The sequence below is a fragment of the Silvibacterium dinghuense genome (assembly GCF_004123295.1).
Lineage (GTDB): Bacteria > Acidobacteriota > Terriglobia > Terriglobales > Acidobacteriaceae > Silvibacterium > Silvibacterium dinghuense.
The window spans coordinates 107,557-133,635 of the sequence record NZ_SDMK01000003.1; the positions used below are offsets into that span (position 1 = coordinate 107,557).

A 26,079-nucleotide genomic window follows, 5' to 3' on the forward strand; every position below is an offset into this window, starting at 1 on the left:
GACTCTGTGCGGCGGTATTCAAACTACCACACTTTCTTTTTGTTAGAGCATAATTTCTTCAACGAGTTGCCTGCACTTGCGAGGATTTTTTTCTTCCTTCCGGCAACTTCTACATACCCTGCAAAGCATCTCGCAGGCACGTCGCAGACCTCGCCAGCCGCTCTTTTCCCTTGCCATGAGGAACGATCGTCAACGAATTGCAACTTATTGAAACATCATACTATTGCAGATTGAGTGCCCGCTTCAGACTGCCCCGCTCGCGCTGAATTTTTTCCTGCAGCAGCGTAATCGCATAAAGAAGCTGCTCCGGACGGGGCGGACACCCCGGGACATACACATCGACAGGTATCACCTGATTCACCCCCTGCAGGAGTGCGTAGTTGTTGAATACGCCTCCCGAGGTCGCACAGGCCCCCATCGAGATCACCCACTTGGGCTCCGGCATCTGGTCATAGAGACGCTTGATCACCGGCGCCATTTTGTTCGACACGCGCCCCGCAATCACCATCAGGTCCGACTGCCGCGGAGACGGCCGGAAGACCTCTGCCCCGAAACGCGCCACGTCGAAACGCGATGCTCCCATCGACATCATCTCGATCGCGCAGCAGGCCAGGCCGAAGGTCATGGGCCATACCGAATTCTTGCGAATCCAGTTCACTGCCGCATCCAGAGAGGTCAGGAATACACCGTCCGGCTGGTCATAGCCGTAGCTGACTTCTGCCAGCTTCTGACGGTTCTTCGCGCTGCTCTCCAGTGCCCCGAAAAGATACCGATCCTGCATCGTGCTGCCGTTCGTGGCGTCGCTCATATGCAACCACTATACCTCCGGCAGCCATCCTGCGATTCCCTGCCCCGGGGAATTTTCGACATCCTGTTCCTCTGCTCCATCTCGTTCGCAGGGCGTGCCTTCTTCCCGAATCACCCTTTGACCGGCAGCCTCATGGCTCAGGACGCGATTCTTTGTTTGAGCTTTTCGAAAAATATGTAAAAGTAGCTCCAAAGTTCGTTGTACCTTCAGGTCTCATTCGCTCCGAAAAAGGCACTCCGCCCCACGCGATTTCATGCCATTGTGAGCGAATGCCGGATACCCTCCGGCATCGATGCAGCTTGCCACCTTTCGATTTTGGGAGTGTTATGCGTTCTTCTTTCCTCGGGATTTTTCTCGCACTTGCTCTCTTCTGTTGCGGCACCTCGTTTGCGCAGTCCGCTCCTTCGCCGTCTACGGCTGACCAGATCGCCAGGCTGCAGGCTCAGGTTGCGCAGGCCCAGTCCTCGGCCGACAACGGCTGGATGCTGGTCAGCGCCGCACTGGTCCTGATGATGACCGGCCCCGGCCTGGCCCTCTTTTACGGCGGCCTGGTGCGCAGGAAGAACGTGCTCTCCGTCATGATGCAGAGCTTCGCCATGATGGCCATCATCACCATCATGTGGGCCATCGTGAACTACAGCCTGGCCTTCGACGCCGGCACCACCTTCATCGGCGGACTGCACCACCTCTTTCTCAAGGGCGTAGGACTCAATCCCGATCCCGATTACGCGGCTACGCTGCCTCTGCAGACCTTCATGGTCTACCAGCTGATGTTTGCCATCATCACCCCGGCGCTCATCACCGGCGCCTTCGCCGAACGCATGAAGTTCAGCGGCATGGCGGCCTTCCTCATCCTCTGGTCGATCGTCGTCTACTCGCCCATGGCCCACATGGTCTGGGGCAAGGGCGGACTGCTGAACGCCTCGCTCGGCGGCCGCTTCCCTTGCCTCGATTTCGCAGGCGGTACCGTCGTCCACGTCACCTCCGGCGTCTCGGCGCTGGTCACGGCCATTTACCTGGGCAAGCGCATCGGCTATCCCAAGGAAGCCATGATGCCGCACTCGGTCGTACTCAGCTTCATCGGCGCCTGTCTCCTCTGGGTCGGCTGGTTCGGCTTTAACGCCGGCAGCGCACTGGCCGCCGGAACCCTCGCCACCAGCGCCTTCGTAAACACGCACTTCGCCGCCGCTGCCGCCGCCCTCAGCTGGGCCGCCGCCGAGTGGATTCGCAACGGCAAGCCCAGCGCGCTCGGCGCTATCTCGGGATCGGTGGCCGGCCTGGTCGCCATCACCCCCGCGGCCGGCTTCGTCTCGCCCATGTCCGCCATCATCATCGGTCTGATCGCCGGCATCTTCTGCTACTTCATGGTTATCAAGGTGAAGAGCTGGTTCGGCTATGACGATTCCCTCGACGCCTTCGGCGTGCATGGCGCAGGCGGCACGCTCGGCGCCATCCTCACCGGCGTCTTCGCCACCAGCGCCATCAACCCCATCTTCGGTAAAACCGCCAGCGGCGCTCCGATACCCACCGGCGGCGCGGACGGCAACTGGCACCAGGTCCTCAACCAGTTCATCGGGGTGGCCATCGCATGGGCCATCTCCATTGTCGGCACCCTCATCCTGCTCAAGCTCGTCGATCTCACCATCGGCCTGCGTGTCACCCCGGAGCAGGAGATCGAAGGTCTCGATCTGACGCAGCACGGCGAAGAAGGCTACGACCACGCCTCCTAGTTGCGGCAAACCTGATACTCTTTCACTCGAACCAGGGAGTTTTGGGACTTTACGATGCACAAGATCGAAGCAGTAATTCAGCCTTCAAAGCTCGATGCCGTCAAGGATGCGCTTCTCGAAGTCGGCATCGAAGGCATGACGATTCTCGAAGCCCGCGGCCACGGCCGTCAGAAGGGTCACACCGAGTTCTATCGTGGCCGTGAATACACCGTCGACCTTCTCCCCAAGATCAAGCTGGAGATGGTCGTTACCGACGAACTGGTGGAGAAGGCGATCCAGGCCATTCTCTCCTCAGCCCGCACCGGCAAGATCGGCGACGGCAAGATCTTCGTCTCGAAGATCGATGAAGCCATTCGCATCCGTAACGACGAGCGCGGCTCGACGGCGCTCTAACCTTCCGCCGCCGCAGGCGTCCTGCTCCGGACGCCTGCAGCGGGCCGGCCATGCAAGTTTCACTGCGCTGCGGGCACGTTCTGACATCTTCCGCAGGCACCCGGAGTCTTCGGCTCCACGTTTATTTCCAATTTTCCTCAGCCACCTATGACCAGCGACCTCCCACTGCTGCAGCATTTACGAAACCTGTATCAGCAGGAGAGCGAAGAGCTGCGTCTGACTTACCTCCGCACCGGAGATGGCTCCGCCGCCATTCGCCGCCGCGCAGCCATCGTCGACAACATCGTCCGGCAGCTCTGGCAGAGCTTTGCCGGTCCCGCCGGGCGCCCCAATGTCGCCCTGGTTGCGACCGGCGGATTCGGCCGCAAAGAGCTGTTCCCCTACTCCGATGTCGATGTGCTCTACGTCTGCGCCAATGACAACATCGAGCGCGACTCCCACGAACTGCTGCGCTCGGTGACCCAGGCCATGTGGGACTGCGGCCTCCGCGCCAGCCCCGCCACGCGCACCATCAAGGAATGCGACCGCGTCGATCCGGATAACCTCGAATTCACCGTCTCGCTCCTCGACCGGCGTTTTCTCGCCGGCGATATGGCTCTCTACCGCAAGCTCGAGAATGACCTGCTGCCCGCCCTCGGCCTGCGCGACCACGACACCATCGTGCAGAATCTGGCCGAAATCGCCCGCAGCCGCCACGCCAAGTACGGCAACACCATCTTCCATCTCGAGCCCAACATCAAGGAGTGTCCCGGCGGTCTGCGCGACTACCATCTCGCCCAGTGGCTCACCCTCCTCACCGCGCTGAAATCCCAGAAAGCCTGGCCCAAATCGGAGAGCAATGCCTTCTACGCGCCCCACAGCGAGCGCGAATCGGCCTACGACTTCCTCGCTTCAGCCCGATGTTTCCTCCACTACCGCAACCGCCGCGACGACAACATCCTCGATTGGCACGCCCAGGACGAAGCCGCGGCCCAGAGCATCGGCCTTGAGACGCGCGGCTCCGCCGATCCCGCCTACTGGATGCGGACCTATTACCGCCACGCCCGCACCATCTATCGCCGCGCCGTTCTGCTCCTCGATGACCTGCCGCCCGCCCGCCGCTCTTTCTACAAGCAGTTCCGCCGCAAGCGCACTCCCATCGCCGGCACCGATTTCTACTTGGAGCAGGGCCGCCTGGAGCTCAGCGAAGGCGCAGCCGATATCGACGGCGACAGCATCCTCCGCATCTTCGGCCTCATGGCCAACCACGGCTACAAGCTCAGCCAGAACGTCGAAGACCGCATCACCGACAGCCTCCCGGTGCTCGCCGTGCACATGCCCGAGGGACCGTTCCTCTGGAACTGCCTGCGCGAAGTGCTCCTCGGCCCCTACGCTGCGCACGCCCTGCGCACCATGCATGCGCTGGGCATCCTCGAGCTGCTCATCCCTGAATTCCACGGCATCGATTCGCTGGTCATCCGCGACTCCTACCACCGCTATACCGTCGACGAGCACACCTTCCTGGTCATCGACAACGTGCACGCGCTGCGCCAGCCCCATCACGAATGGGAAAAGCGCTATGCCACGCTCTTGCCGGAGATCGACCGCTTCGACCTCTTCCTGCTCGCCCTGCTCATGCACGACATCGGCAAGGGCCGCCGCACCGGCAATCACGCCCTGCAAAGCGTCGAGCTCAGCGAAAACCTTTTCGCCCGCCTCGAATTCGACATGGAGGAGCGCGAGACCGTCCGCCGCATCATCCGCAACCACCTGGCCATGTCCCAGGCGCTGCGCCGCGACATCTTCGCTCCGGAAACCGTGCGCGCCTTCGCCGACAAGATCGGCACCCAGCAGCAGCTCAAGATGCTGACGCTGATGACCTACGCCGACATCAAGGCAGTCGCTCCCGATGCCCTGACGCCATGGAAGGCCGAAAACCTCTGGCAGCTCTACATGGGCACGTCGAATTTCCTCGATCGCAGTGTCGATGAAGTCCGCTACCACGTGGATACCGATCCCACCACGCTCAACCGGATTCTCGCCCTCGCTCCCGAGCGCGCTGCCGAGCTTCGCCGCTTCCTCGAAGGCTTTCCGCAGCGCTACCTGCAGACACGCCTCCCCGAAGTCGTACGCGGCCATTTCACCATGGCCCTGGCACTCCCCGAAGAGCCCGTCCAGCTGCACTTCCGCACCGTCCGTCAGCTCGGCGAAATCTCGCTCGTCACTCAGGATCGCCCCATGCTCTTCGCCGATGTGGCCGGCGTACTCGCATCGTGGGGCATGAACATCGTCAAGGCCGACGCCTTCTCCAACGCCGCCGGCGTCATCGTCGATACCTTCCAGTTCACCGATCCCTTCCAGACTCTTTCCCTGAATCCCTCCGAGATCGACCGCTTCCTGCAGAGCATCCGCGATGTCGTCTCGCGCAAGGTGCCCATCGATAAGCTCCTGGGCGCCCGCCGCCACGCAGGCCGCCGTGCACAGGCCAAGGTCGCCATCGATGCCCGCATCGAGTTCGACAACGACTCCTCTTCGCACAGCACGCTGCTTCAGGTCGTCGCACAGGACACATCGGGCCTGCTGCGTGAGATTGCCAAGAGCTTCGCCCGCTGCGGCTGCAACATCGAAGTCGCGCTCATCGACACTGAAGGCGAAATGGCCATCGACGTCTTCTATCTCACCGCAAGCGGCAACAAGCTCAATGACGAGACACAGCGGCTGCTGACGATCTCCCTCAAGCAGGCCCTCAGCGAGATGAAGTAGAGCTGCACCGGCAGCTCTTGCTTGCTCCAGGGTGTAGCAACATGGCCTTGCATCCATAGCAAAGAAGTGTCATCCGCAGAGAAACCTCATCCCGGCCAGAGCATGTTCCTAAACGCTTGTCATCCCGACCGGAGCGAGACGTTTTTTTGTCTCGCGAAGTGGAGGGACCTGCGGTTCTCTCATCCGGCGAAGATCGAGAGTGCCCCATCCAAGCCCGCAGTTGGCCTGGGTAGGATGGCCAGTCCTTACAACTCTTACTTCAGATAAGCCCGCACCAGATCGATCAGGTCCTCGGCCAGGTCAACCGGCAGCGTTCCCTCTTTGTCCGGGGCCTTCATATGGTGGCGAATATGATCCTCCAGCACCTCGGCCATCAGGCTGTTGATCCCGCCGCGGATATTCGCCAGCAGCATCAGCACATCCGCGCAGTCATCGCCTGAGGAAAGCGATCGCTCGATCGCATCCACCTGTCCACGGATTCTCCGGATACGCGCAATCAGTTTCTGCTTCTCTTTATCTGCCTGTGTCATACCTCTACCATACCTGTCCGGAAGATACGTCCGGGAGTTGACTATATCCTAGGGGGGTATGCTATAAACTGTCCAGCCGCAGATTCCCCCTCGCTCCTCGTATCCGCCCCGGGAATCTCTTCGCCCTGTAATTACGCTGCAATCTTCCCGGAAGAAGATTGCTCCTGCATCCCAGAATGGCCCTTGCCTGTGCCCGAGCACAGGTTTCCGGAGGAAGTTTGCGTTCTGCTCTTGCCTACATCTGCCTGCTGACCGCCCTGGCATCGCCGGTCGCTCAGGCTCAGTCCATGTTGCCGGACGCCCCTGCCGCGCAGGCAGCCTCGCACGCCATGCTCGTGCAGGCCCGCTTTCCGCTGCCTCCCGGACTGTCCTTTGATCTCGCGCCCGGCGCGGATGCCGCGCGTCAGCAGCCTGAGCCCGAACCCCAGCCCTCGACCACCTTCTTTCCCCATCCGGACGACACTCGCTATTACCTCGCCGGACAGGCCAACATCATCTTCCAGGCCCATCCCTCGTTCCACTCGCCCTACCAGGGCACGAACAGCTTCCACGGAGCCGGCGAGTACAAGACCTCGCTGCTCGGCACGCTCTACGGCGGCTATCAGCCGCACCGCAATATCCGCTACAACACCGATTTCATCGTCGACATGGAAAGCGCCGGCGGACGCGGCATGAGCGAAGCCCTCGGCCTGGCCGGCTTCACCAATCTCGACGTGGTGCGCAACCCGAATCTCGGCACCTCGCCCTATCTCGCCCGCGGCGTCATCAAGCAGACCTTCGGCCTCACCGATGAGACCATCGATGCCGAGCGCAGCTATTTCTCCCTGCCCACCAAGGTGCCGGTGCGCCGCTTTGTGGCGATGATCGGCAAGATGAGCCTGCCCGATGTCTTCGACCTCAACTCCATCGGCAGCGACAGCCATCTGCAGTTCATGAACTGGACCGTGGACAACAACGGTGCATGGGACTACGCCGCCGATACGCGCGGCTATACCGTCGGCGGCGTGCTCGAATACGACGACCGCGACTGGAGCATGCGTTACGGCATCTTTGCCATGCCCACCGTCGCCAACGGCATCGATCTCGACTGGGCCTTCTCGCGCGCCCGCGGGCAGAACTGGGAGTTCGAGCTGCGGCGCTCGCTGATCCACGGCCGCAAGGGTACCGAGCGCATCCTCGCCTACGTGAACAACGCCCACATGGGTGACTACCGCGAGGCGGTGAACGCCTACCTCACCGGTCACGACGCCACACCCAACGTCGACGCCCACGCCCACTTCAGCGCAGTGAAGTACGGCTTTACCTGGAACAACGAGCAGGAGATCACCGACCACCTGCGCCTCTTCAGCCGCTTCGGCTGGAACGAGGGCCAGCATGAGTCCTACGCCTACACCGAGGTCGACCAGACCGTCGAAGTCGGCGGCGACTACGCGGGCAGCGCCTGGGGACGCGCCGCGGACAAGGCCGGCCTCACCTTCGTCAGCAACGCCATCAAGAAGGATCACCAGAACTACCTGGCCTACGGCGGACTCGGCTTCATCCTCGGCGACGGCAGACTGAACTACGGCCGCGAAAACATCGAAGAGAGCTACTACAACCTGCACACCTGGAAGGGCCTCTACTTCGCCCTCGACCTGCAGCACATCAACAACCCCGGCTACAACCGTGACCGCGGCCCGGTCTGGGTCCCCTCCGTCCGCGCCCACGTCGACTTCTAACCGTCAATCGCCCAGCGCTCAAAAGCCCTGCCATCCCGACCGGAGCATGCGTTCTTCACGTTGTCATTCCGACCGGAGCGAACCGGGGTTCCCGGCGCGCCCGATGTTGGCGCGCTGGGGTGGGGAAGCGAAGTGGAGGAACCTGCAGTTCGTCCCCATTCGCACGGACCTGGGGGAAGCAGTAAGCTGCCGGGTGGCCCACTCAAGCCAGCCGTCGGCTTGAGTGGGTCACATACAACCTGCGGCTATCGAGCCGGATCGAGGATCTCAATCCCCTCGGCACTGCCGATCACCACCTGGCTGGTCATGCCGAGGAAAAGGCCATGCTCCACCACACCCACCGTGCGGTTGAAGGCCTCGGCTGCGTCCTCAGGGGAAAGCCCGGAGCCGGGCAGATCGCAGTGCAGGATGTAGTGCTGGCCGTCGGTGATGTAGGGCTTGCCGTCCTCGTGCACACGCAGCTCGGGAGCAAAACCCAGGTCGCGGAGGCGCTTGGCCGTCGATTCCCATCCAAAGGGAACGACCTCGACAGGAACCTGGAAGACCGAACCGAGAACATCCACAATCTTGCGCGGATCGACCGCAATCAGCAGGCGATCCGCAATAATCTCGACCAGCTTCTCGCGCAGCAGCGCGCCGCCATGTCCCTTGATGAGCGACAGGCTGCCACGCTGCACCTCGTCCGCCCCGTCCACAGCAAGGTCCAGGCGGGGAGTCTCGGCAAAATTCGTAATGGGAATGCCCAGCGCGACGGCCTGGTGATGCGACTGGATGGAGGTAGCAATCGCCTTGATGCGCAGACCTTCCTTGACGCGGCGACCCACCTCGTCGATGACCAGCTTGGAGGTAGTGCCGGAACCGAGGCCGACGGCCATGCCGTCTTGAACCTGGGCAGCGGCATAAGCGGCGGCCTTGCGTTTGGCCGCCTCGGCGGGATCGTGCGGAACAGCTGTCCGGGCAGAATCTTGCGGAGAAGAAGAACTCATGCCCCGGGTGTATCACGAGGGGCATGGCGGGTTCAATTCCTGCACAGCCGCCAGAGCAGGGTCAAGGGACAAAGACCAGCCGCGTAGCCTGCTCCTTCGCATTCCAGAGGGCTTCGACCTCGCTGAGCGGTACGGCCTTCACCTCGAAGCTGTAGGGTTGAACCGCCGCCGTCGCAAAGAAATCCCGGATCGACGTCACCAGTTCCTCGAGCGAGGCGCTGCCGAAGCCGCTGCCCAGCAGCTCGAGCTTCGAGCTGCGCAGCGTGGCGGCTGGCAGCGTGATGCTGCCCCCGGCGCTCGAACCGATCTGGACATAGCGCAGGCGGCCGCTCGCACTGCGCAGCCCCTTCTGCGCAATCGCGGCGAGCAGCGCTTCGGCCGGCTGTCCCCAGAGGTAATCGAGGACCACGTCGATGCCCGCGCCGGCATACTCCTCGCGGAATGCGGCAACGAGCGCCTCCTGCGGCTGCTCCAGAGAAATCACCGCATCGGCGCCCAGGCTCTTGAGCTTCTCGAGCGCCGCAGGGTTGCGCCCGGCGGCGACCACGCGCCGGGCTCCAAGGCGCTTCGCAATCTGGACGGACATCTGCCCGGCCACACCGGTAGCGCCCAGCACCAGCACACTCTCACCGGCGGAAAACCCCGCACGCGCCTTCAATGCCGCCCAGGAAGACATGCCGGGATTCGCAATCCCGGCCGCGGTTACGTCATCCACCCCATCCGGGATGGGCAAAAGAATCGGACCGCCCGCCAGGCCGCGTTCCGCGAAGGTCCCATAAGGACTCCGTGCCACGCCGAAATAGACCCGGGTGCCGTCTTCCAGGCGGCCGGCGCCGTCAATGCCAGGCACAAAGGGCAGTTCCCCCGTGCTGCCATAGTGAGTACCGCTGGCCAGCGCCTTCACAATGGGGTGAAGACCGGCAGCGGTGATCGTAACCAGCGATTCACCAGGCTGCGGCACCGGGTCAGGAAAGCTGGTGTAGCGGGGCGGAGCAGCGAAAGAAGTAACAACAGCGGCATTCATGAATGGCTCCCGGAATCAGCAAAGAACAGCACGGCTCAGAAATTCAGGCACGAGGCAGTACCCACCTCCAGCTTAGGCCCTATCCACATAGAGCGGCATGAAAGATAAAAACATACCGCTGTACTATCATCCCCACCGGAGCATTCGTTCTTCACGTTGTCATTCCGACCGGAGCGAGACCGCTCTTACGTCTCGCGGAGTGGAGGAACCTGCTTTTCCTGCCCGCATGGGCACACCCTGGACCTGTCTCTTCTGACAAAATGCCATAGCCCCGTGGGCAGAATGAAGAAATCTCGAATCGCGCCCCATTCCTGCTTCGCAGGACAGCTCTCCTGAAAATTTCAAAACGAAGGCGACGAAGCCGGCCAAAGTCTGCTTTAATGTTGTGCGAATCGCAGCGGTGCCAACCGGTGTGACTGTGTTTGAATCTGCGGCAGGGAGGCAGGATGGCGAATCCGATGATTCCCGTGGAAGAGCAGCATGCGACGCCCGATCAAATTGAGGCGATCGACAAGCGGCGGCGCTGGGGACTGGCGCTGCAGGTCATTGCCGGGCAGTTCGGAGTCTTCGCCGTATTGCTCACCCTCTGGTCAGGCCAGGATCTGACTTACTCACCGGGTTGGATTCACCCCATGTTCTATTACAACGCCATCGCAGTCATCGCCGCACTCGGCTTTGGCAGCTACGGAGCCTACCTGCGCCGCGGTTCTCCGGAATTCTTCTAAATACTTCTGTCAATCGCAGAGACTTGAGGAAAAGGCAGGGCTAAGGCCCTGCCTTCCTTCGTCTGGAACGAATCGGGCAAGGAGAAAGACCATCCAAAGACGTGCATTTCTAAAAGCTTCAGGGAAAGCAGCCGTGGCCGCCGCAGTGGCAGCTCGCAATGGACACGCGCAAACCCTGCCTGCCGCGGTAGGCAAGGTCACTTGGATCAGCACCACCGAAAATGCTCCCTGGCAGACACGCGCACTGCGTGAACCAGGCTGGCGGTGGGACACGCTGGATCTTCTGGTCAGCGACTCGCCCGCAGGCCCGGTGATGCAGGGCTTCGGCGGGTGCTTCAACGAGCTGGGCTGGACCTCGCTGGCCTTGATCAGCGACGCGGATCGCGAGACCGTCCTCACCGAGCTCTTTGCCCCGGATAAGGGCGCAAGTCTCAACCTCTGCCGCATGCCGGTAGGCGCAAACGACTTCTCGCGCGGATGGTATGCCTACGACGAGACGCCCGGCGACTTCTCGCTCGAACACTTCAGCCTCGCCAACGATCACGAAACGCTGGTGCCCTTTATTCGCGCAGCCAAGCAGCAGAACCCGCACCTGCGCCTGTGGGCTTCGCCGTGGAGCCCGCCCACATGGATGAAGAAAAACGGCCACTATGCCGAAGCCATGCCCTTCCCCGGCTGGCCCGCAAACAACATTCGTCCCGATCAGGTCGGACATGAAGGCGAAGACATGTTCCTCCAGGAGGAGCGCTACTTCGACGCCTACGCCCGCTACTTCGGCAAATTCATCGATGGCTACCGCGCGCTCGGCATCGACATTGAGACCGTCATGCCGCAGAACGAATTCAATTCCGCGCAGGCATTCCCCAGCTGTACCTGGACGCCCGAAGGCCTCGCACGCTTCCTCCGCCATCTTGGCCCGGAGATGCAGAAGCGCGGCGTGAGCGTCTTCTTCGGCACCCTCGAACGCGGCAATCCCGAGCTCCTCAATCGCACCCTCGCCGATCCCGAGGCCGCGCGCTGGGTGCGCGGCGTAGGCATTCAGTGGGCCGGCAAGGATGCGATCGCAGCCATCCATCGCACCCATCCGGAACTTACGCTCTACCAGTCCGAGCAGGAATGCGGCGATGGCAAAAATGACTGGAGCTATGCGACCTACTGCTGGGATCTGATGCGGCATTACCTCGCCGACGGCGCAACCGGCTACATGTACTGGAACATCTCTCTGCTGCCCGGAGGCGCAAGCCACTGGGGCTGGCCGCAGAATTCCCTGCTGACGGTAAACCCCGCAGACCGCAGCTACCACTGGAACCACGAGTACTATCTGCTCAAGCACGCCAGCCACTTCGTAAAGCCGGGCGCACGCAGGCTCGATCTCGACGGCACCATGAACGACGCACTGGCGTATGCAAACCCCGACGGCAGCGTGATCGTTCTGCTGAGGAACGCAAGCGCCCAGGAACGGCCTGTAGACCTGGTGATCCGCGGAGAGCGCATCGCCGGCATGATGCCGGCCGACTCTTTCAACTCCGTGCGGATCGCAGCAGCGCAGGGCTGACGGTAGCCCATCCCCGGATTGCGACCAAAGGGAGCAGAGGCCGAAGGCGATCCGCCTTGCGCGTAGCAACCGAAGGCGATCCGCCTTGCGCGTAGCAACCGAAGGCGATCCGCCTTGCGCGTAGCAACCGAAGGCGATTCGCCTTGCGCGAAGCAGTCTCTACAATCAGTCTTATATGGATGCAGGACTTCCCTCACGCACCGCGATCCGTGTCGCGCTGCGCCGCGCCGCCCACCAGTTGTACGATGCGCCGATCGTCTTCGAAGACCCGATCGCGGTGCCTCTGCTCGGCGCGGAGTTTCGCGAAGAGCTGGAGCGCACACGCTTCAAGAGGAACAAGCCCTCTTCGCTCGGCATGCGCGCCTTTCTCGTGGCCCGCAGCCGCTTCGCGGAAGACCATCTCGCCACCGCAGTCGCGAACGGCGTTCGCCAGTATGTGCTGCTCGGCGCCGGGCTCGACACCTTTGCCTATCGCAATCCCTTCGCAGGGCTGCGCGTCTTCGAAGTCGATCACCCTTCCACGCAGGCATGGAAGCGCGGCCTGCTTTCCCGCAACAGCATCGCCATCCCCGGCTCACTGCGCTATGTATCCGTAGACTTTGAGCAACAATCGCTCGAGCAGGAGCTCACGGCGGCAGGCTTTGACTCCGAAGCGCCCACATTTTTCGCATGGCTCGGCGTCGTTCCTTACCTGACGCTCGAGGCCTTCCAGCGCACCCTCGCCTATCTCGGAGCGAGGCCTGCCGGCAGCGGCCTGGTCATGGATTACGGCCTGCGCACCGAGGCCCTGCCTCCGCTCGAGCAGCTCGAGCGCGCATCGCTCTCTGCGCGGGTAGCGCTCGCCGGCGAGCCCTTTCAGCTCTTCTTCCTCCCCGAAGAGCTGAAGCAGGAGCTCCACGCATTTGCACAACTCGAAGACGTGGGCTCCTCCGAGCTCAACGCCCGCTACTTCGCCGATCGCCAGGACGAACTGCGCATGCGTGGAGAGAGCGGACGCATTCTCTGTGCCTGGCGCAGGTGACGCTGGCGCATCAATCGGCATCACACCCATAGAAGCGCTTGATCGCCACAGTCCGGTATCTCGATTCGCTTTGTCTATGCGGATCGAACGGTGGCGCTGGTTGCGTCGCGCGGGAAAGCATGAGACAGTACGAAAAGTTGCCGCGTATAGTCGTATGCACCGCGCGGGACATGGCGTAGCATCTGCCGTCTGCAACGCATATGGCTCCGCTCCCCTCATAGCCGCAGTGCAAACGAAACGCCCAAAATGGGCCGGTGGAGATCTCCGATGGAGAGCCAACTCATCTGTCCCTACTGCTCGGAACGCGAATCGATCAGGAAGTCGCACACCCGGATACTGGATTACATTCCCCGGCTATTCGGCCGATATCCTTATCGTTGCCTGATGTGCAACCGGCGTTTCTTCAGTGCTTTCCGCAGCGACAAGCAACCGGAGCCTGAATCCACGCCGCATCCGAATGCCTGATGCACGCATGGGAGGTTGTTCATCTGCTGCTGCATCCCCTAGAGTAAAAGACGCACATGCAGCATTCTCTTACTCCCGGCAGCCTCATTTCTGCAGCCGGCACAACCGTGCGCACGCCGCTCACCGATAGCCACGGACGCCGCATCCGCGACTTGCGTGTCTCGATCACCGATCGCTGCAACTACCGGTGCATCTATTGCCGGACAGGCAATGACGGCGCGCAGTATGCCGAACTGCCTCTCGCGGACTATCTCCGGATGGTGCGTGCATTTGTCAGGCTCGGCGTCGAGAAAGTGCGCCTCACCGGAGGCGAGCCGCTGCTGCGACGCGGGCTCGTCGAGTTTGTGCGTGAGCTCGCAGAGCTGCGCACGCCGCGCGGCGACGCACTGGATCTGGCGCTCACCACCAACGGCCACCTGCTCGAAGAGATGGCGGAGCCGCTGCGTAAAGCCGGGCTGCAGCGCATCACCGTAAGCATGGATGCAGTGGAAGCAGAGAAGTTTTCGCGCATCACGCGCGTGCCCGGCAGCTTCGAGCGCGTGCTGCGAGGCGTGGAAGCGGCACAACGCGCCGGACTCGAGCCGGTAAAAGTAAACTGCGTCGTGCTGCGCGGCTTCAACGATGACCAGATTGCGCCCTTCGCCGAATTCGCACGCGCAAAGAACGTGGTGGTGCGCTTCATCGAGTTCATGCCCCTCGAAGAAGACCGTCTGTGGACGCCGGACACCGTCGTGCCTTATGCGGAAGTGGTAGAGCGGCTGCGAACCGCAGGCAGGCTGGTGCCATTGCCGGAGACCACGCCCGGCGAAACAGCAGTGCGCTTCGGCTTCGAAGACGGCAAAGGCGAAGTGGGCATCATCGCACCGGTCTCGCGAAGCTTCTGCGGCGCCTGCAGCCGCGTGCGCCTCACCTCAGACGGAAAGATTCGCACCTGCCTCTTCTCCCAGAGTGAGCACGATCTCTATGGACAGATGGCGCATGGCAGCACGGATGAGGAACTCGAGGCATACATCGCCCGCGCTATCGCCGGGAAAGAAGCCCGGCATCATATCGGCGAACCCGGCTTCCTCAAGCCCTCGCGCAGCATGGTGCACATCGGCGGCTAGAGCATTTTTCCCTGAAGGCATGGGGGATGGCAGGATCGCCCGCTGGCGACTACACAACATCAGGGAAAATACTCTACCTAAAGCGTGCGCAGCCCTGCCTGCAGAACGTCGGCGACACGTGCGATCTGATCCTCCCCAAGGCGATTGAAGAACGGCAGCGCAAGCGTGCGCGCAGCGACAGCCTCGGTCACCGGAAGATGCGCGGCAGACCACGCACGGGAGCTCGGCTGCCGATGAATGGGCGCAAAATAGCGTGCGCAGCCAATGCCCTGCTCCTGTAAATAGGCCGCAAGCCGATCGCGATGCTGCGCGGTGAAACGATCCGCGAGGCGCACCACATAGACAAACCAGCTCTGCCTGCTCTCCGGCACGTCGAGCACAGGCAGAATCAGTTCCGGCACACCGGCCAGCACACGGTTGTACATCGCCGCGACCGAGGACCGCGCGGCAAGCATCTCACTCAGCCTGCGCAACTGGACGAGACCCAGCGCGCAATTTATCTCCGGCAGACGATAGTTGTAGCCAAGCTCTTCGTGCTGCAGCCAGTCGGCCGAATCGTATCGGCCCTGGTTGCGCCAGGCGCGCATTTTCGCAGCGAGCGCAGCATCGCGCGTCACAATCATGCCGCCCTCGCCGGTCGTGATCTGCTTGTTCGGATAGAAGGCGAAGACCGCGGCATGACCGAAGCTGCCCACGCGGCGTCCGCGATACTCTGCGCCGATAGCCTCGCAGGCATCTTCAATGACAACGAGCCGATGTCGCGCAGCAATGTCGAGCAGCGCGTCCATCGGTGCGGGGATGCCAAAATTGTGCACGGCCATAATCGCCCGCGTGCGCGGTGTAATGGCGGCTTCCACCTGTGCAGGATCGAGATTAAGCGTAAGCGGGTCGATATCGGCAAAGACCGGCATCGCGCGCTCATAGCGGATGGCATTGGCCGCCGCGATAAAAGTAAATGACGGCACAATGACCTCGTCACCTTCACCGATGCCGAGCGCGCGCACGCAAAGATGCAGGCCGCTGGTGCCCGAGTTCACGCCAATGCCATGCCGCACGCCGGCAAAGCCCGCCATGGCCTGTTCGAACTCGACGAGCCGCGGCCCCAGGCTGAGCTGAGGGCTGCGCAGGACAGCAGTAACGGCCTCAATCTCGGCCTCGGTAATGTCCGGCTGCGAAAGCGGGATGTTCATGCGCCCGGCTCATCTGAAAGCAGGATAGGCAGTGGCACAGCCTGCTTGATAAGAAGCGCATCGCCGAGCGGCGCGTCGGTGAGTACACGGGTGATGCGCTCTGCGGCGTGGCCATCGCCATAGGGATTTATCATCCCTGCCAGCGAAGCGCGGAATGCGTCACTGCCAGCGATACAAATCTTCGCAAGGATATCGGCAGCATCCGGCGCGGCATCGAGAACATTCCTCGCGCGCTCACGCCCCTTCTGGCGAAGGCCCACATTCACCGTCGGCAGCACAAAGGACGCCGTCTCCATGATGCCGCTCGAGGAGTTGCCCACCAGCATGCGAACATGGCGCAGCAGGCTCCAATAAGTGACCGCATCCAGATTTACGAAAACGCGGCCATCCCCTCTCTTGGCAAGGAAGCTGCGGGTGCGCTCCATAATCTGGTAGCTCCCTGCATCGGCATTCGGGAAGCAGAAGAACACCGGCTCGTCCACTTGCTCGAGCGCGGCAAACAACGCCTCGGCTTCCTCCGTCGTATCGGAACGCAGCGTCACTGGATGATAGGCAACAAGAACAGGCGGCCGGCTCAGATCGATTTCTAACTTCTTCTCCAGCTCCGCACAGCCCAGCAAGGTACTCCTGCGCAGGTGATCGAGCGAAGGCGCTCCGGCGCAGTGCACCCGCCACGGCTCTTCCCCCATGGAGAGAACACGGGCACGCGCGCCATGCGTGGAGGTGAAATGAATATGGCTCATCTTGGTGAGCGCATTGCGCACCGCATCATCGATGGCGCCTTCGCTGACTTCACCCCCTTCGATATGCGCGATGGGGATGCGCAGCGCCAGCGCTACCGAGGCCGGAGCAAGCATCTCGTAGCGATCGGCGATGAGCAGCAGCAAATCCGGCCGCATCGCACCGAGAAGATCGGCAAGGCTCTGCACCGCAACGCCGATGGTCTTCGCCATGCCGATATCGGAGTCCGAGCTCAACAGGCACTCAATCCGGCCGGCGATAGAAAACCCGTCCTTTTCGATCTCCTTCCCCGTCGCGCCGAACGCCGGAGAAAGATGCGAAGCCATCACAATCAGGCGCAGATCGACGCCGGGATGATCGGCAAGATCGCGGAGAGGCCAGTAGAGATGGCTGTAGTCCGCGCGCGAACTGGTGACCACGGCGATGGTGCGCTTGCCTGCCGTCATGCGCGCACCTCGGTCCGAGCTTGCTGCGCGAGCAGATTCTCAATCTGCTCACCAGGCCGATAGTCAGGCACGAGGAGACGAATACCGTTCAATAACTGTGACAAATTGCGCTCCTGCACTGCCGCCTCAAGCGCATCGAGCGCGGCGGAAAGCTGTTGTGGCGCAGGTTGCGGCGTGATCACCGCACGCAGCGGAAAACCTGCCCGCCCCGCGAGCATCTCCTTCGCAGCCACCAGTATTTCGTTGAGCTTCTCACCGGGACGCAGTCCGGTATAAACAATGCCCGGATGCGGTTCGGAGATCGATGCGAGGAGCCGATGCGCTACCTCGCGGATAAGCACCGGCTCACCCATCTGCGGAACGAAAAGCTGCGGCCTTTCGCCCAGGGCCAGCAGCAGCAGATGCACCGCATCCGCAAGCGTGACGAAATAGCGGCTGACCTCGGGATGCGTAACGGTGAGCGGCTCACCGCGGTCGAGCTGCTGCTGAAAATACGGCAGCACGCTGCCCGCCGAGGCCAGCACGTTGCCAAGGCGAATGACCGTGAATCCCGCCGCCAGGGTCACAAGCTCCGCAATACGTTTCGAGACGCCAAGCATGCTCACAGGCTCTACCGCCTTGTCGGTGGAAAGCAGGACAAAGCGCGGCGTGCCCGCCTCTGCTGCCACACGAACCAGCGCTCTTGTGCCGAGAGCGTTGTTGGCGATGGCAGCGAAAGCCTGCGATTCCAGCAGCGGCACATGCTTGAAAGCCGCCGCATGCAGCACCACATCGAAGCGGTGGAACTCGAAAAGCTCACGCAGCAGCTTTTCATCGCACACACTGCCTAGCACCGCCGTGTATGCCGCCTCGAGATCCTGAGTAAGCTGAAACAGGCCCTGCTCCGAGGCCTCAAGCAGCACCAGATCCCGGGGCGCGAGCGAGGCTGCCTGGCGGACAAGCGCGGAGCCGATGGAACCGCCTGCACCGGTAACCAGCACGCGCCTGTTCTCGATCAGAGCCCGGTCGATGGGCGGCAGGGACTCGAGTTCCATCGAGCGAAAAAGGGCATTCCAGCGGCTGTCACAAGGATCTGGCATCGCTCTCAGTCTATCGTTTTGCTCTTCTATAATTGGCCCCGACGATGTTCGCGCACAAATTGCTCATCCGCCGCGCCACGCTTTGCCTGGCCTCCTCTTTCTGCCTGCTCCTCTGCGCGAGCAGCGCGCCCATGGCCTTCGCCCAGGACGCTCCATCGCTTGCAGCCTCGCGGCTCAATAACGTGGGCGTAGCGCTGATGAACCAGCAGTTCACCGAGAAGGCTCTCGCAAAATTTGAGGCCGCGCACACCGCAGATACGCAGACCGCAATTCCAGTATTGAACAAGGGAATAGCGCTGCTTTACCTGCAAAAACTGCCGGAGGCCGAAACCGCTCTCGAAGCGGCGGCAAAAATCGACGCGAAGAACCCGCGCGCATGGTACGCGCTGGCGCTGGCGCACCTCGATGCCGGCAATCCCAGGCAGGCCATCGATGACATGCAGCATGTAGTAACGCTCGATCCGAAGGATGCGGACGCCCACTACTTTCTCGGCTCGTTTTACCTCAGCCTGGGTGATTACGCGCACGCCAGGCAGGAGTATGAAGCTGCGATCGAGCGGAATCCGATCCATGCCTCGGCACAGTTCGGACTCGCGCGCGCCTTGCAGCGCCTCGGCGACACACCCGGTTCCCGCGAGCACCTGAAGCGCTTTCAGCAGCTCACGCAGAATAAGATTTCGAGCCCTCTGAGCGCGGCTTACGGAGAACAGGGCCACTACGCAACTGTCGAAGACATGCTGGCGCCTCCGGTAACGCCGGGCGCAATGATCCCCGTCACGCTGAAGCCGGAAACCATTGTCCAGCCACAGAGCAACCCTGGCGCCGGACACGCCGCGGGCGCATGCCTGCTGCCGACAAAAGACAGCGGACGAGCCAATCTTCTGGTGCTCGGCAGCGGCTCGCAGGCGTTGCGTGTCTTCACTCCCTCGGCGAGCGGCTACACTGAGCTTCCCGCCGCGCAGACCGGACTCACAGCCAGCGGAGACGCCGTCGCCTGCGCTGTCGGCGACTACGATGCAGACGGGCAGCCCGACCTCGCAATTGCCTTCACCGATCGGGTCGTCCTCTATCACAACACCGGGAACGGACACTTTGAGGACGCGACGGAAAAAGCAGGCATCCGCCAGCTCAATCGCCCAGCCGGCGTGCTCTTCCTCGACTTCGATCACGACGGCGACGTGGACCTGCTGGTGACCGGCGCAGCCAAAGAGAACAGTGGCCCAAGCGTGCTATGGCGCAACAACGGCAACTCGACCTTTACAGAATGGACCGCGCCCACCGGACTTGCAGGCACAAAGACAACTGCGGGTGCCACGCTCTCCGACATCAACAATGACCGCGCCGTAGATTTGCTGGTCGCAGGCGAAGATGCCGCGCCGACGATCTACCTGAATCAACGCGAAGGAAAATTCCTGCCCCTCCCGCTCTATGCCGAGCCCGCGCTCGCCGCATCGCGCGGCCTCGCCGTCTTCGATTTCGACAAAGACGGCTGGATGGACGTAGCCGTTTCGCATGCCGGCTCTCCAGGGCTGAGCCTGTGGCGCAATAACGGAGGCAACGCCTTCGAACGGGTGCCGCTCCCTCTCAAGGATGCGACTGCTGCCTGGGGCCTGACGCCGATCGACATCGACAACGATGGCTGGATGGATCTTGCCGCGATCGTCGAAACCTCCTCTGGCGCAGAGCTGCGTGTCTTCAGAAATCGCGGTCCACAGGGATTCGAAGACGTCAGCGATGCCGTAGGCGCCAGCAAGCTGAAGCTGAACAATCCGCGCGCACTGATCGCGGATGACATCGACGGAGACGGGGCCGCAGACCTGATCGTGACGCAGGCGGATGGCTCCGTGATCGCGCTGAAAAATATCGGCGGCAACAAAAATCACTCCCTGCGGATTGCACTGACCGGGCTCGCGGACAACAAGACAGCCATCGGTACAAAAGTTGAGGTCTTCTCGAACGGACAGAAGCAGAAATTCGAGATCACCGGCGGAGCAGGCTATCTGAGCCAGGGTGCGACGGAAATTCTGGCCGGGCTCGGACAGAGCCAGCAGGTAGACGTGGTGCGCCTCCTGTGGCCGACCGGCGTGCCGCAGGACGAGATCGATATCTCAGCGGCGAAACCTCTTGAGCTCAAGGAATTGGATCGGCGCGGCAGCTCGTGCCCGGTGCTTTTCGCATGGGATGGCACAAAGTACCAGTTCGTTGCCGACGTGATCGGCGCAGCCGTCGTCGGACACTGGGTCTCTCCAACCGCGACCAACCAGGCCGATCCGGATGAATGGATTAAAGTGGAGGGCTCGCAGCTCAAAGCCCGCAACGGCTACCTGAGCCTGCGCTTCGGCGAGCCGATGGAGGAGATCAACTACATCGATCAGCTGCGGCTCGTGGCCATCGATCATCCCGAAGGCACCGAGGTCTATCCGGACGAGCGCTTCCTCGACGAATCACCCTTCGCATCGGGCAAGGCTGTCGCGGCCTCTGCTCAGACACGGCCGCTTGCCGGAGCCTGGGACGATCATGGGCACGACGTACTGCCGCTGCTCGCCAGGCGCGATCATCAGTATGTGCGCGACTTCACCAACCTGAGCTACGCAGGCTACGCCAACATGCACACGCTCACGCTCGATCTCGGCACATGGTCTCCTGCAAACCCGCTGCGGCTCTTCCTGCATGGCTATATCGAGTACTTCAGCGCAAGCTCGATGTATGCCGCGTGGCAGGCCGGCCTCAAGCCGGTATCGCCGTATCTCGAAGCGCAGATGCCGGACGGCAGCTGGAAGCGGATCATCGACGACATGGGCTTTCCTGCGGGTCTGCCACGCACCATCGTCGTCGATCTCACCGGCAAGTTGCCCGCAGGCGCGACAAAGGTCCGCCTCACCACGAATCTGCAGATCTACTGGGACCAGGCGCTGGTAGACAATGGTCCCTCGCAGAGTGTGCCGATGCGGCAGACAGAGCTACCGCTGGGAATGGCGCACCTCGCCTTCCGCGGCTACCCGCAGCAGATCGAGGGCGCAACCCCGGGCGACCTCACCTACAACTACGAGAAGATCAGCCAGACAGGCCCCTTCGAATGGCAGCGCGGCCCATACACACACTACGGCAGCGTGACTCCCTTGCTGGCCGCGGCCGATAACCGGTACGTCATCTTCGGCAGCGGCGAAGAGATCGATGCGGAGTTTGCAGCCTCATCTCTGCCGCCGTTGCCGCCGCACTGGAAGCGCGACTACTTCTTCTATGCGAATGGTTTTGTGAAGGACATGGATTTCTACGAAGCGATGCCCTTCAGCGTGGCACAGCTTCCCTTCCACGAAGAGAGCAGCTATCCGTATCCGAAGTCCGAGCATTATCCTGAGACGCCGGAGACACTGCGCTACCTGCTGAACTGGGATGATCGCTTCGAGTCCGGAGACCGGCTGCAGCACTTCCAGTTCGATTACACGCCGGTCAAGTCGGAACCGGATACGCAACCATGACGGTGACATTTCTCTCGGCCCGCGAACAGCTGGCCATGCTGCGCGCGCGTAAAATATCGTCCATCGAACTCGCCGAAGAACATATCCGTCAGATCGGGCAATGGAATAATGCGCTTGGAGCCTTCATCGAATTTGATGCCGGGCGCGTGCGCGAGCAGGCGAAACGAGGCGCGAGCGGTCCACTCGCCGGACTCTGCCTCAGCTCGAAGGCGACAGTGCCCATCGCCGGCTATCGCTGCGAGATTGGAAGCGCGCTGCTCCGCGGCGACGTCGCAGAGCAGGATGCCGAAGCCGTGGCCCGTCTGCGCTCCGCCGGCGCGACGCTTCTCGGCACAACAAACTGCCCCGAATTCCTCATGGCGTATGAGACCGACAACCTTCTCTACGGCAAGACGCGGAATCCATGGAGCCTCGATCACTCGGCAGGCGGCTCGAGCGGCGGCGAAGCCGCAGCCATTGCAGCGGGCATGTCCGCCGGAGGCCTGGGCAGCGACAGCGGCGGCTCGGTGCGCGTGCCCGCGCACTTCTGCGGCATCAGCGCATTGAAGCCCACACCGGGACGCGTCCCCGGGCGCGGACATACACCGCCATGTATCGGACCATTTTCCATCCTCGGCGCAGTCGGTCCCATGGCGCGCACCATCGGCGACGTCGCCTTGCTCTTCGAAGCACTCGCCGAACAGGATCGCCTCGATCCGGCGAGCCCGCCGCTATCGTTGCGTGAGATGTCGATCGAATCCGCAAAGCAGGTACGGATCGGCTGGCTGGAAGAGGATGGCCTGACTCCCGTGACGGAAGAGACGCGCGAGGCTGTGCGAGCCGCCGTGCAGTCCCTCGAAGCGCAAGGCTTTCATGTGGAGCCCTTTCGCCCGGCCGCTCTCGAAGAGGCGCGGCAACTGTGGTGGAAATTCTTCATGCAATGCGGCGCCATGTTCTATGCGCCGGCCATCGCAGGCCGCCAGGCAGAGCTCAGCCCCATCTTTCGCGAGTTTTTGCACCTTTCCGGCGAGGCGCCGCCGCTCACGGCGACACAACTGCTGGATGCCTGGGCGCAATGCGATGAGGTGCGCGGAAAGCTGCTGGCAGAAATGCGCGAATACCCCATCCTGCTGCTGCCGGCGTGTTCAGTGCCCGCATTCCGGCATGGAGAGCGCGAGTGGAAGATCGATGGCCAGCCGGTGCAGTATCTCGACGCGATGCGTTACACCCAGTGGTTCAACCTGCTGGCCGCGCCCGCCGCGGTCGTGCCGGTCAGCCAGTCCCGCAATGGACTGCCGATCGGAGTGCAGATTGCGGGCCGTCCGTTTGAAGACGAGCTTGTCCTCACCGTAGCAGGGTGCGTCGATCGGGCCTTTGGATACCGGCCGCCGCCGCTCGTCTACCCTGCCGCGCCGTAATCGTAACTGCGACAGCTACAAAACATCGAGGAGACGCTCGAGGCGTACTCCGCGCGAAGCCTTCAACAGAACTACATCCCCAGGCTGGAGATGCTCGTGGAGCCACGCACCGGCCTCTTCGGGAGTTGCAAAGAAATGGGCCTCCCGGCCACGCTTTGCGACTTCTTCGACGATATGAGCAGCCGCTCCCCGCACGCCGAGCACAATATCGATCTTCTCTTGAACGGCACGCGCGCCGCAGGCCGTGTGGAGCGCCGCTGCCTGCGCACCCAGTTCGAGCATTTCGCCTGCAACCAGAATGCGGCGTCCCCCCTCCCCCACCGGGACCGTAGCCAGGGTCGCAATCATGGCCTTCAGAGCTTCAGGGTTCGAATTGTAACTGTCGTTGATAATGGTCGCGCCGCGCACAGAAACAGCGCGCCCGCGCTTCTCATCCGGCAGCAACGCCTCAAGAGCCCGGCAGCAGGCTTCGAGAGGGATGCCCGCTGCAATCCCCACGGCGATGGCCGCAAGCGCATTCGAAACATTGTGCTCACCCGGCAGATGCAGATGCAGCGACGCCGTCTCCTGCCCCGCGAGCACCGAGACACGAAGACCATCGATGCCGAGCGGCTCGACAGCGGTAGCGCGCGGATCGGCGCAGGGACCGTACCCGAAGTAGACCACGGCGCCCTTGAAGTCGCGTCCGAATTGCGAAACATAGTGATCGTCGCAGTTCAAAAATGCGATGCCCTGGTGCGGCAGCGACTGGATCAGCTCATACTTGGCGCGAGCCACACCGGCAATGCCGTCCGGAAAAAACTCCGCGTGCGCATTGCCCACATTCGTGACCACACCCCACTCGGGCGCGGCGATGCGCGCCAGCGCGGCAATCTCACCGGCAGCGGACATGCCCATCTCAATAACCGCGACCTCGTGCTCCGGCTGGAGCTTCAAAAGCTGCAGAGGCAGGCCGAAACCGTTATTGAGATTGCCCTGCGATTTGAGGACAGCGAAACGCGCACCCAACACCGCGGCAATCGCCTCTTTCGTCGTAGTTTTTCCGGCCGACCCGGTAACGCCGACGACGCGCTTGCCCCAATGGCGCCGCACCGCCGCAGCCAACTGCTGCAGGGCAACAAGAGGATCTTCTACCGCGAGCAGCGGACCGGACACGCTGCCCAGGTGGCCAAGCTGCTTCGAGGCGACCACTGCCCCGATAGCGCCAGCAGCGAAAGCCGCGGCCACAAATGCGTGCCCATCAAAACGGTCGCCCTTCACGGCAAAAAAGAGATCGCCCGGCTGGATGGTGCGCGAGTCGATGGAGTAGCCGGTGATCACGCTGGCGTGCGGCGTATGCCCATGCAATTCCGCGCTGCACCACTGTGCGGCCTGGTGAAGTTCCAGGTTCATGCGCGCACCTCTTCCTGCAGGGTTTCAAGAGCGGCTGCTGCGACAGCGGCATCATCGAACGGAATCACGTGAGCTCCTATGGTCTGTGTCTTCTCGTGCCCTTTGCCGGCAAGCAGAACAATATCGCCGGCACGCGCTTCGCGCAGCGCAAGCGAAATCGCAGCAGCGCGATCAGGTTCAACGGCAAATGTCGTCCCCGTCGCCTCAAGACCGGGGAGCGCGTCCGCGATGATGGCCGATGGCTCTTCGCTGCGGGGATTGTCCGAAGTAAGAATGACAAAATCGCTGCCTTCGCCGGCAGCCCGTCCCATCAGCGGACGCTTGGCGCAGTCGCGATCGCCACCGCAGCCGAAGAGCGTGAGCACGCGGCCTCCGCTCGATGTCACAAATGCGCGCGCCAGGGCAGTGAGGTTGCGCAGCGCATCGTCGGTGTGAGCGTAGTCGACAACCACGGTGAAGGGTTGTCCGCGATCCACAGTCTGGAAGCGGCCTGGCACGCACTCGAGCGAAGCGATTCCAGCCTGAATCTGCTGCAGAGAAAGATCGCGCGCAAATGCAGCCGCGCAGGCAGCGAGCAGGTTGTAGACATTCACCTGGCCCGTAAGCCGCGTTGCGATAGCGATGCTCCCGGCAGGAGAGTGCAGCGTGAAGCGCATGCCGGAGGGTTTCATCTCCACATCCGAGGCGTGAAAATCTCCGGACGCAAGTCCATACGAGTAAGTCTGCGCGCCGGCCTCACGCGCGGCAGCTCCGAGCCGAACCCCATACGGATCGTCGATATTGACGACAGCCACGCGTGGAGCCTCCGTCAGAGAGCCATCGAAAAGACGGCGTTTCGCCGCGAAGTAGTTCTCCATCGTGCCATGAAAGTCGAGATGGTCGCGGGTGAGGTTCGTGAAAATCGCAACATCGTACGGCACGGCAAAAACACGGCCCTGCTCGAGCGCATGTGAGGAAACCTCCATCACCGTTTCGCTCGCTCCTGCATCCACACCTTCACGCAACAGCTCGTAGAGATCGCGCGACTCGGGCGTGGTGTGCGGCGAAGGACGAACGCTCCCCGCAACGTGATATTCGATCGTGCCCACCAGCACCGTCTTACGCCCGGCATGATTCAGAATCGCGTCGAGCAGAAAGGCAGTCGTCGTCTTGCCATTGGTTCCGGTCACACCGCTGAGCTTCAGCGCACGCTCCGGATGGGCATAAAAATTCGCCGAGGCCAGAGCGAGCGCATTGCGCCCATGCGCGATGAGGGCTGCCGCAGTCTCGGGATGATCGCGGCGCAGCCCGGCAAAGGCTTCGGCAGAATCCGTAAGGATAGCCGCGGCGCCCAGCTCAAGCGCTTTCGGAATATAGCGATTGCCGTCCGTCGTTTCGCCCTGCATGGCGACGAAGAGGCCACCGGGCGGAATGCGGCGCGAATCGTACTCCATGCCGCGGAGAAGCGGGTTCTGACCGCCACGATCGAGAAGTGGAATGCCGGCGAGGACGTCGTCGAAGGTCATACTGGAGATGATTGTAGCGATCCGCGCGGCTGCGTGCTGCACAGGCG

Annotated in this window: 19 protein-coding genes; 10 read left to right on the plus strand and 9 right to left on the minus strand. The window is 62.3% G+C overall.

Translation table 11 applies throughout. From position 1 onward, the window contains the following. Positions 1 to 220: 220 nt before the first annotated feature. The gene (locus ESZ00_RS14460) at positions 221 to 808 is read right to left on the minus strand and encodes an NADH-quinone oxidoreductase subunit B (protein ID WP_373283941.1); all 588 of its coding nucleotides are present in this window, start codon (positions 806 to 808) and stop codon (positions 221 to 223) included. Between the two features lie 326 nt (positions 809 to 1,134). On the opposite strand from ESZ00_RS14460, the gene ESZ00_RS14465 reads away from it, so the two are divergent. The 3 genes from ESZ00_RS14465 (at position 1,135) to ESZ00_RS14475 (ending at position 5,673) form a co-directional block, all read left to right on the plus strand. Next, entirely contained in the window at positions 1,135 to 2,538 is a 1,404-nt protein-coding gene (locus ESZ00_RS14465; RefSeq protein WP_129209038.1) for an ammonium transporter, read from the plus strand. Between the two features lie 54 nt (positions 2,539 to 2,592). After that, the gene (locus ESZ00_RS14470; protein ID WP_129209039.1) at positions 2,593 to 2,931 is read left to right on the plus strand and encodes a P-II family nitrogen regulator; all 339 of its coding nucleotides are present in this window, start codon (positions 2,593 to 2,595) and stop codon (positions 2,929 to 2,931) included. Positions 2,932 to 3,078: 147 nt separating this feature from the next. Then, positions 3,079 to 5,673 carry a bifunctional uridylyltransferase/uridylyl-removing protein GlnD gene (locus ESZ00_RS14475; protein WP_129209040.1) on the plus strand — a complete coding sequence of 865 codons (2,595 nt, stop codon included), beginning with the start codon at positions 3,079 to 3,081 and terminating at the stop codon, positions 5,671 to 5,673. 254 nt (positions 5,674 to 5,927) lie between these two features. On the opposite strand, the gene ESZ00_RS14480 is transcribed toward ESZ00_RS14475, so the two are convergent. Beyond that, positions 5,928 to 6,203 (minus strand): metal/formaldehyde-sensitive transcriptional repressor, encoded by a 276-nt coding sequence (locus ESZ00_RS14480; RefSeq protein ID WP_129209041.1) that lies wholly within the window; start codon positions 6,201 to 6,203, stop codon positions 5,928 to 5,930. A 218-nt stretch (positions 6,204 to 6,421) separates the two neighbouring features. Here ESZ00_RS14480 and ESZ00_RS14485 point away from each other — a divergent pair, with 218 nt between their 5' ends. Further along, entirely contained in the window at positions 6,422 to 7,921 is a 1,500-nt protein-coding gene (locus ESZ00_RS14485) for a carbohydrate porin (RefSeq protein WP_308419079.1), read from the plus strand. A 245-nt stretch (positions 7,922 to 8,166) separates the two neighbouring features. Here ESZ00_RS14485 and rpiA read toward each other — a convergent pair whose 3' ends face one another. Both rpiA and ESZ00_RS14495 read right to left on the minus strand, forming a co-directional pair. Beyond that, on the minus strand, positions 8,167 to 8,907 hold the full coding sequence (gene rpiA, locus ESZ00_RS14490; RefSeq protein ID WP_129209042.1) for a ribose 5-phosphate isomerase A: 741 nt from the start codon (positions 8,905 to 8,907) through the stop codon (positions 8,167 to 8,169). Between the two features lie 61 nt (positions 8,908 to 8,968). Beyond that, positions 8,969 to 9,931, minus strand: coding sequence for a quinone oxidoreductase family protein (locus ESZ00_RS14495; protein ID WP_129209043.1), 963 nt, complete (start codon positions 9,929 to 9,931; stop codon positions 8,969 to 8,971). Positions 9,932 to 10,377: 446 nt separating this feature from the next. Between ESZ00_RS14495 and ESZ00_RS14500 the strand changes: the two genes are divergently transcribed. The 4 genes from ESZ00_RS14500 (at position 10,378) to moaA (ending at position 14,803) form a co-directional block, all read left to right on the plus strand. Further along, on the plus strand, positions 10,378 to 10,656 hold the full coding sequence (locus ESZ00_RS14500; protein WP_129209044.1) for a hypothetical protein: 279 nt from the start codon (positions 10,378 to 10,380) through the stop codon (positions 10,654 to 10,656). A gap of 133 nt (positions 10,657 to 10,789) precedes the next feature. After that, positions 10,790 to 12,211, plus strand: coding sequence for a glycoside hydrolase family 30 protein (locus ESZ00_RS14505; RefSeq protein WP_204520213.1), 1,422 nt, complete (start codon positions 10,790 to 10,792; stop codon positions 12,209 to 12,211). Between the two features lie 175 nt (positions 12,212 to 12,386). Continuing rightward, positions 12,387 to 13,232 carry a class I SAM-dependent methyltransferase gene (locus tag ESZ00_RS14510; protein ID WP_129209045.1) on the plus strand — a complete coding sequence of 282 codons (846 nt, stop codon included), beginning with the start codon at positions 12,387 to 12,389 and terminating at the stop codon, positions 13,230 to 13,232. A 521-nt stretch (positions 13,233 to 13,753) separates the two neighbouring features. Continuing rightward, on the plus strand, positions 13,754 to 14,803 hold the full coding sequence (moaA, locus tag ESZ00_RS14515; protein ID WP_129209046.1) for a GTP 3',8-cyclase MoaA: 1,050 nt from the start codon (positions 13,754 to 13,756) through the stop codon (positions 14,801 to 14,803). Positions 14,804 to 14,880: 77 nt separating this feature from the next. Here the strand turns inward: moaA and ESZ00_RS14520 are convergent, their stop codons facing one another. The 3 genes from ESZ00_RS14520 to ESZ00_RS14530 are packed head-to-tail and all read right to left on the minus strand — an operon-like array spanning position 14,881 to position 18,259. Beyond that, entirely contained in the window at positions 14,881 to 15,993 is a 1,113-nt protein-coding gene (locus ESZ00_RS14520) for a DegT/DnrJ/EryC1/StrS family aminotransferase (RefSeq protein WP_129209047.1), read from the minus strand. Beyond that, positions 15,990 to 17,180 (minus strand): UDP-N-acetylglucosamine 2-epimerase, encoded by a 1,191-nt coding sequence (gene neuC, locus ESZ00_RS14525; protein WP_129209048.1) that lies wholly within the window; start codon positions 17,178 to 17,180, stop codon positions 15,990 to 15,992. Before neuC ends, ESZ00_RS14520 begins: the two co-directional genes overlap by 4 nt. Beyond that, positions 17,177 to 18,259: a polysaccharide biosynthesis protein gene (locus ESZ00_RS14530; RefSeq protein WP_129209049.1), complete on the minus strand. Its 1,083-nt coding sequence runs from the start codon at positions 18,257 to 18,259 to the stop codon at positions 17,177 to 17,179. The genes neuC and ESZ00_RS14530 overlap by 4 nt, the downstream gene beginning before the upstream one ends. Positions 18,260 to 18,303: 44 nt before the next feature. Between ESZ00_RS14530 and ESZ00_RS14535 the strand changes: the two genes are divergently transcribed. Next, complete coding sequence (locus ESZ00_RS14535) at positions 18,304 to 21,738, plus strand: CRTAC1 family protein (RefSeq protein WP_229741373.1); 3,435 nt, start codon at positions 18,304 to 18,306, stop codon at positions 21,736 to 21,738. Beyond that, positions 21,735 to 23,135 (plus strand): amidase, encoded by a 1,401-nt coding sequence (locus ESZ00_RS14540; RefSeq protein WP_129209050.1) that lies wholly within the window; start codon positions 21,735 to 21,737, stop codon positions 23,133 to 23,135. Before ESZ00_RS14535 ends, ESZ00_RS14540 begins: the two co-directional genes overlap by 4 nt. A 15-nt stretch (positions 23,136 to 23,150) precedes the next feature. On the opposite strand, the gene ESZ00_RS14545 is transcribed toward ESZ00_RS14540, so the two are convergent. Beyond that, complete coding sequence (locus ESZ00_RS14545; protein WP_129209051.1) at positions 23,151 to 24,527, minus strand: UDP-N-acetylmuramoyl-tripeptide--D-alanyl-D-alanine ligase; 1,377 nt, start codon at positions 24,525 to 24,527, stop codon at positions 23,151 to 23,153. Beyond that, positions 24,524 to 26,074 (minus strand): UDP-N-acetylmuramoyl-L-alanyl-D-glutamate--2,6-diaminopimelate ligase, encoded by a 1,551-nt coding sequence (locus ESZ00_RS14550; protein ID WP_308419078.1) that lies wholly within the window; start codon positions 26,072 to 26,074, stop codon positions 24,524 to 24,526. Before ESZ00_RS14550 ends, ESZ00_RS14545 begins: the two co-directional genes overlap by 4 nt. Between the last annotated feature and the right edge of the window lie 5 nt (positions 26,075 to 26,079).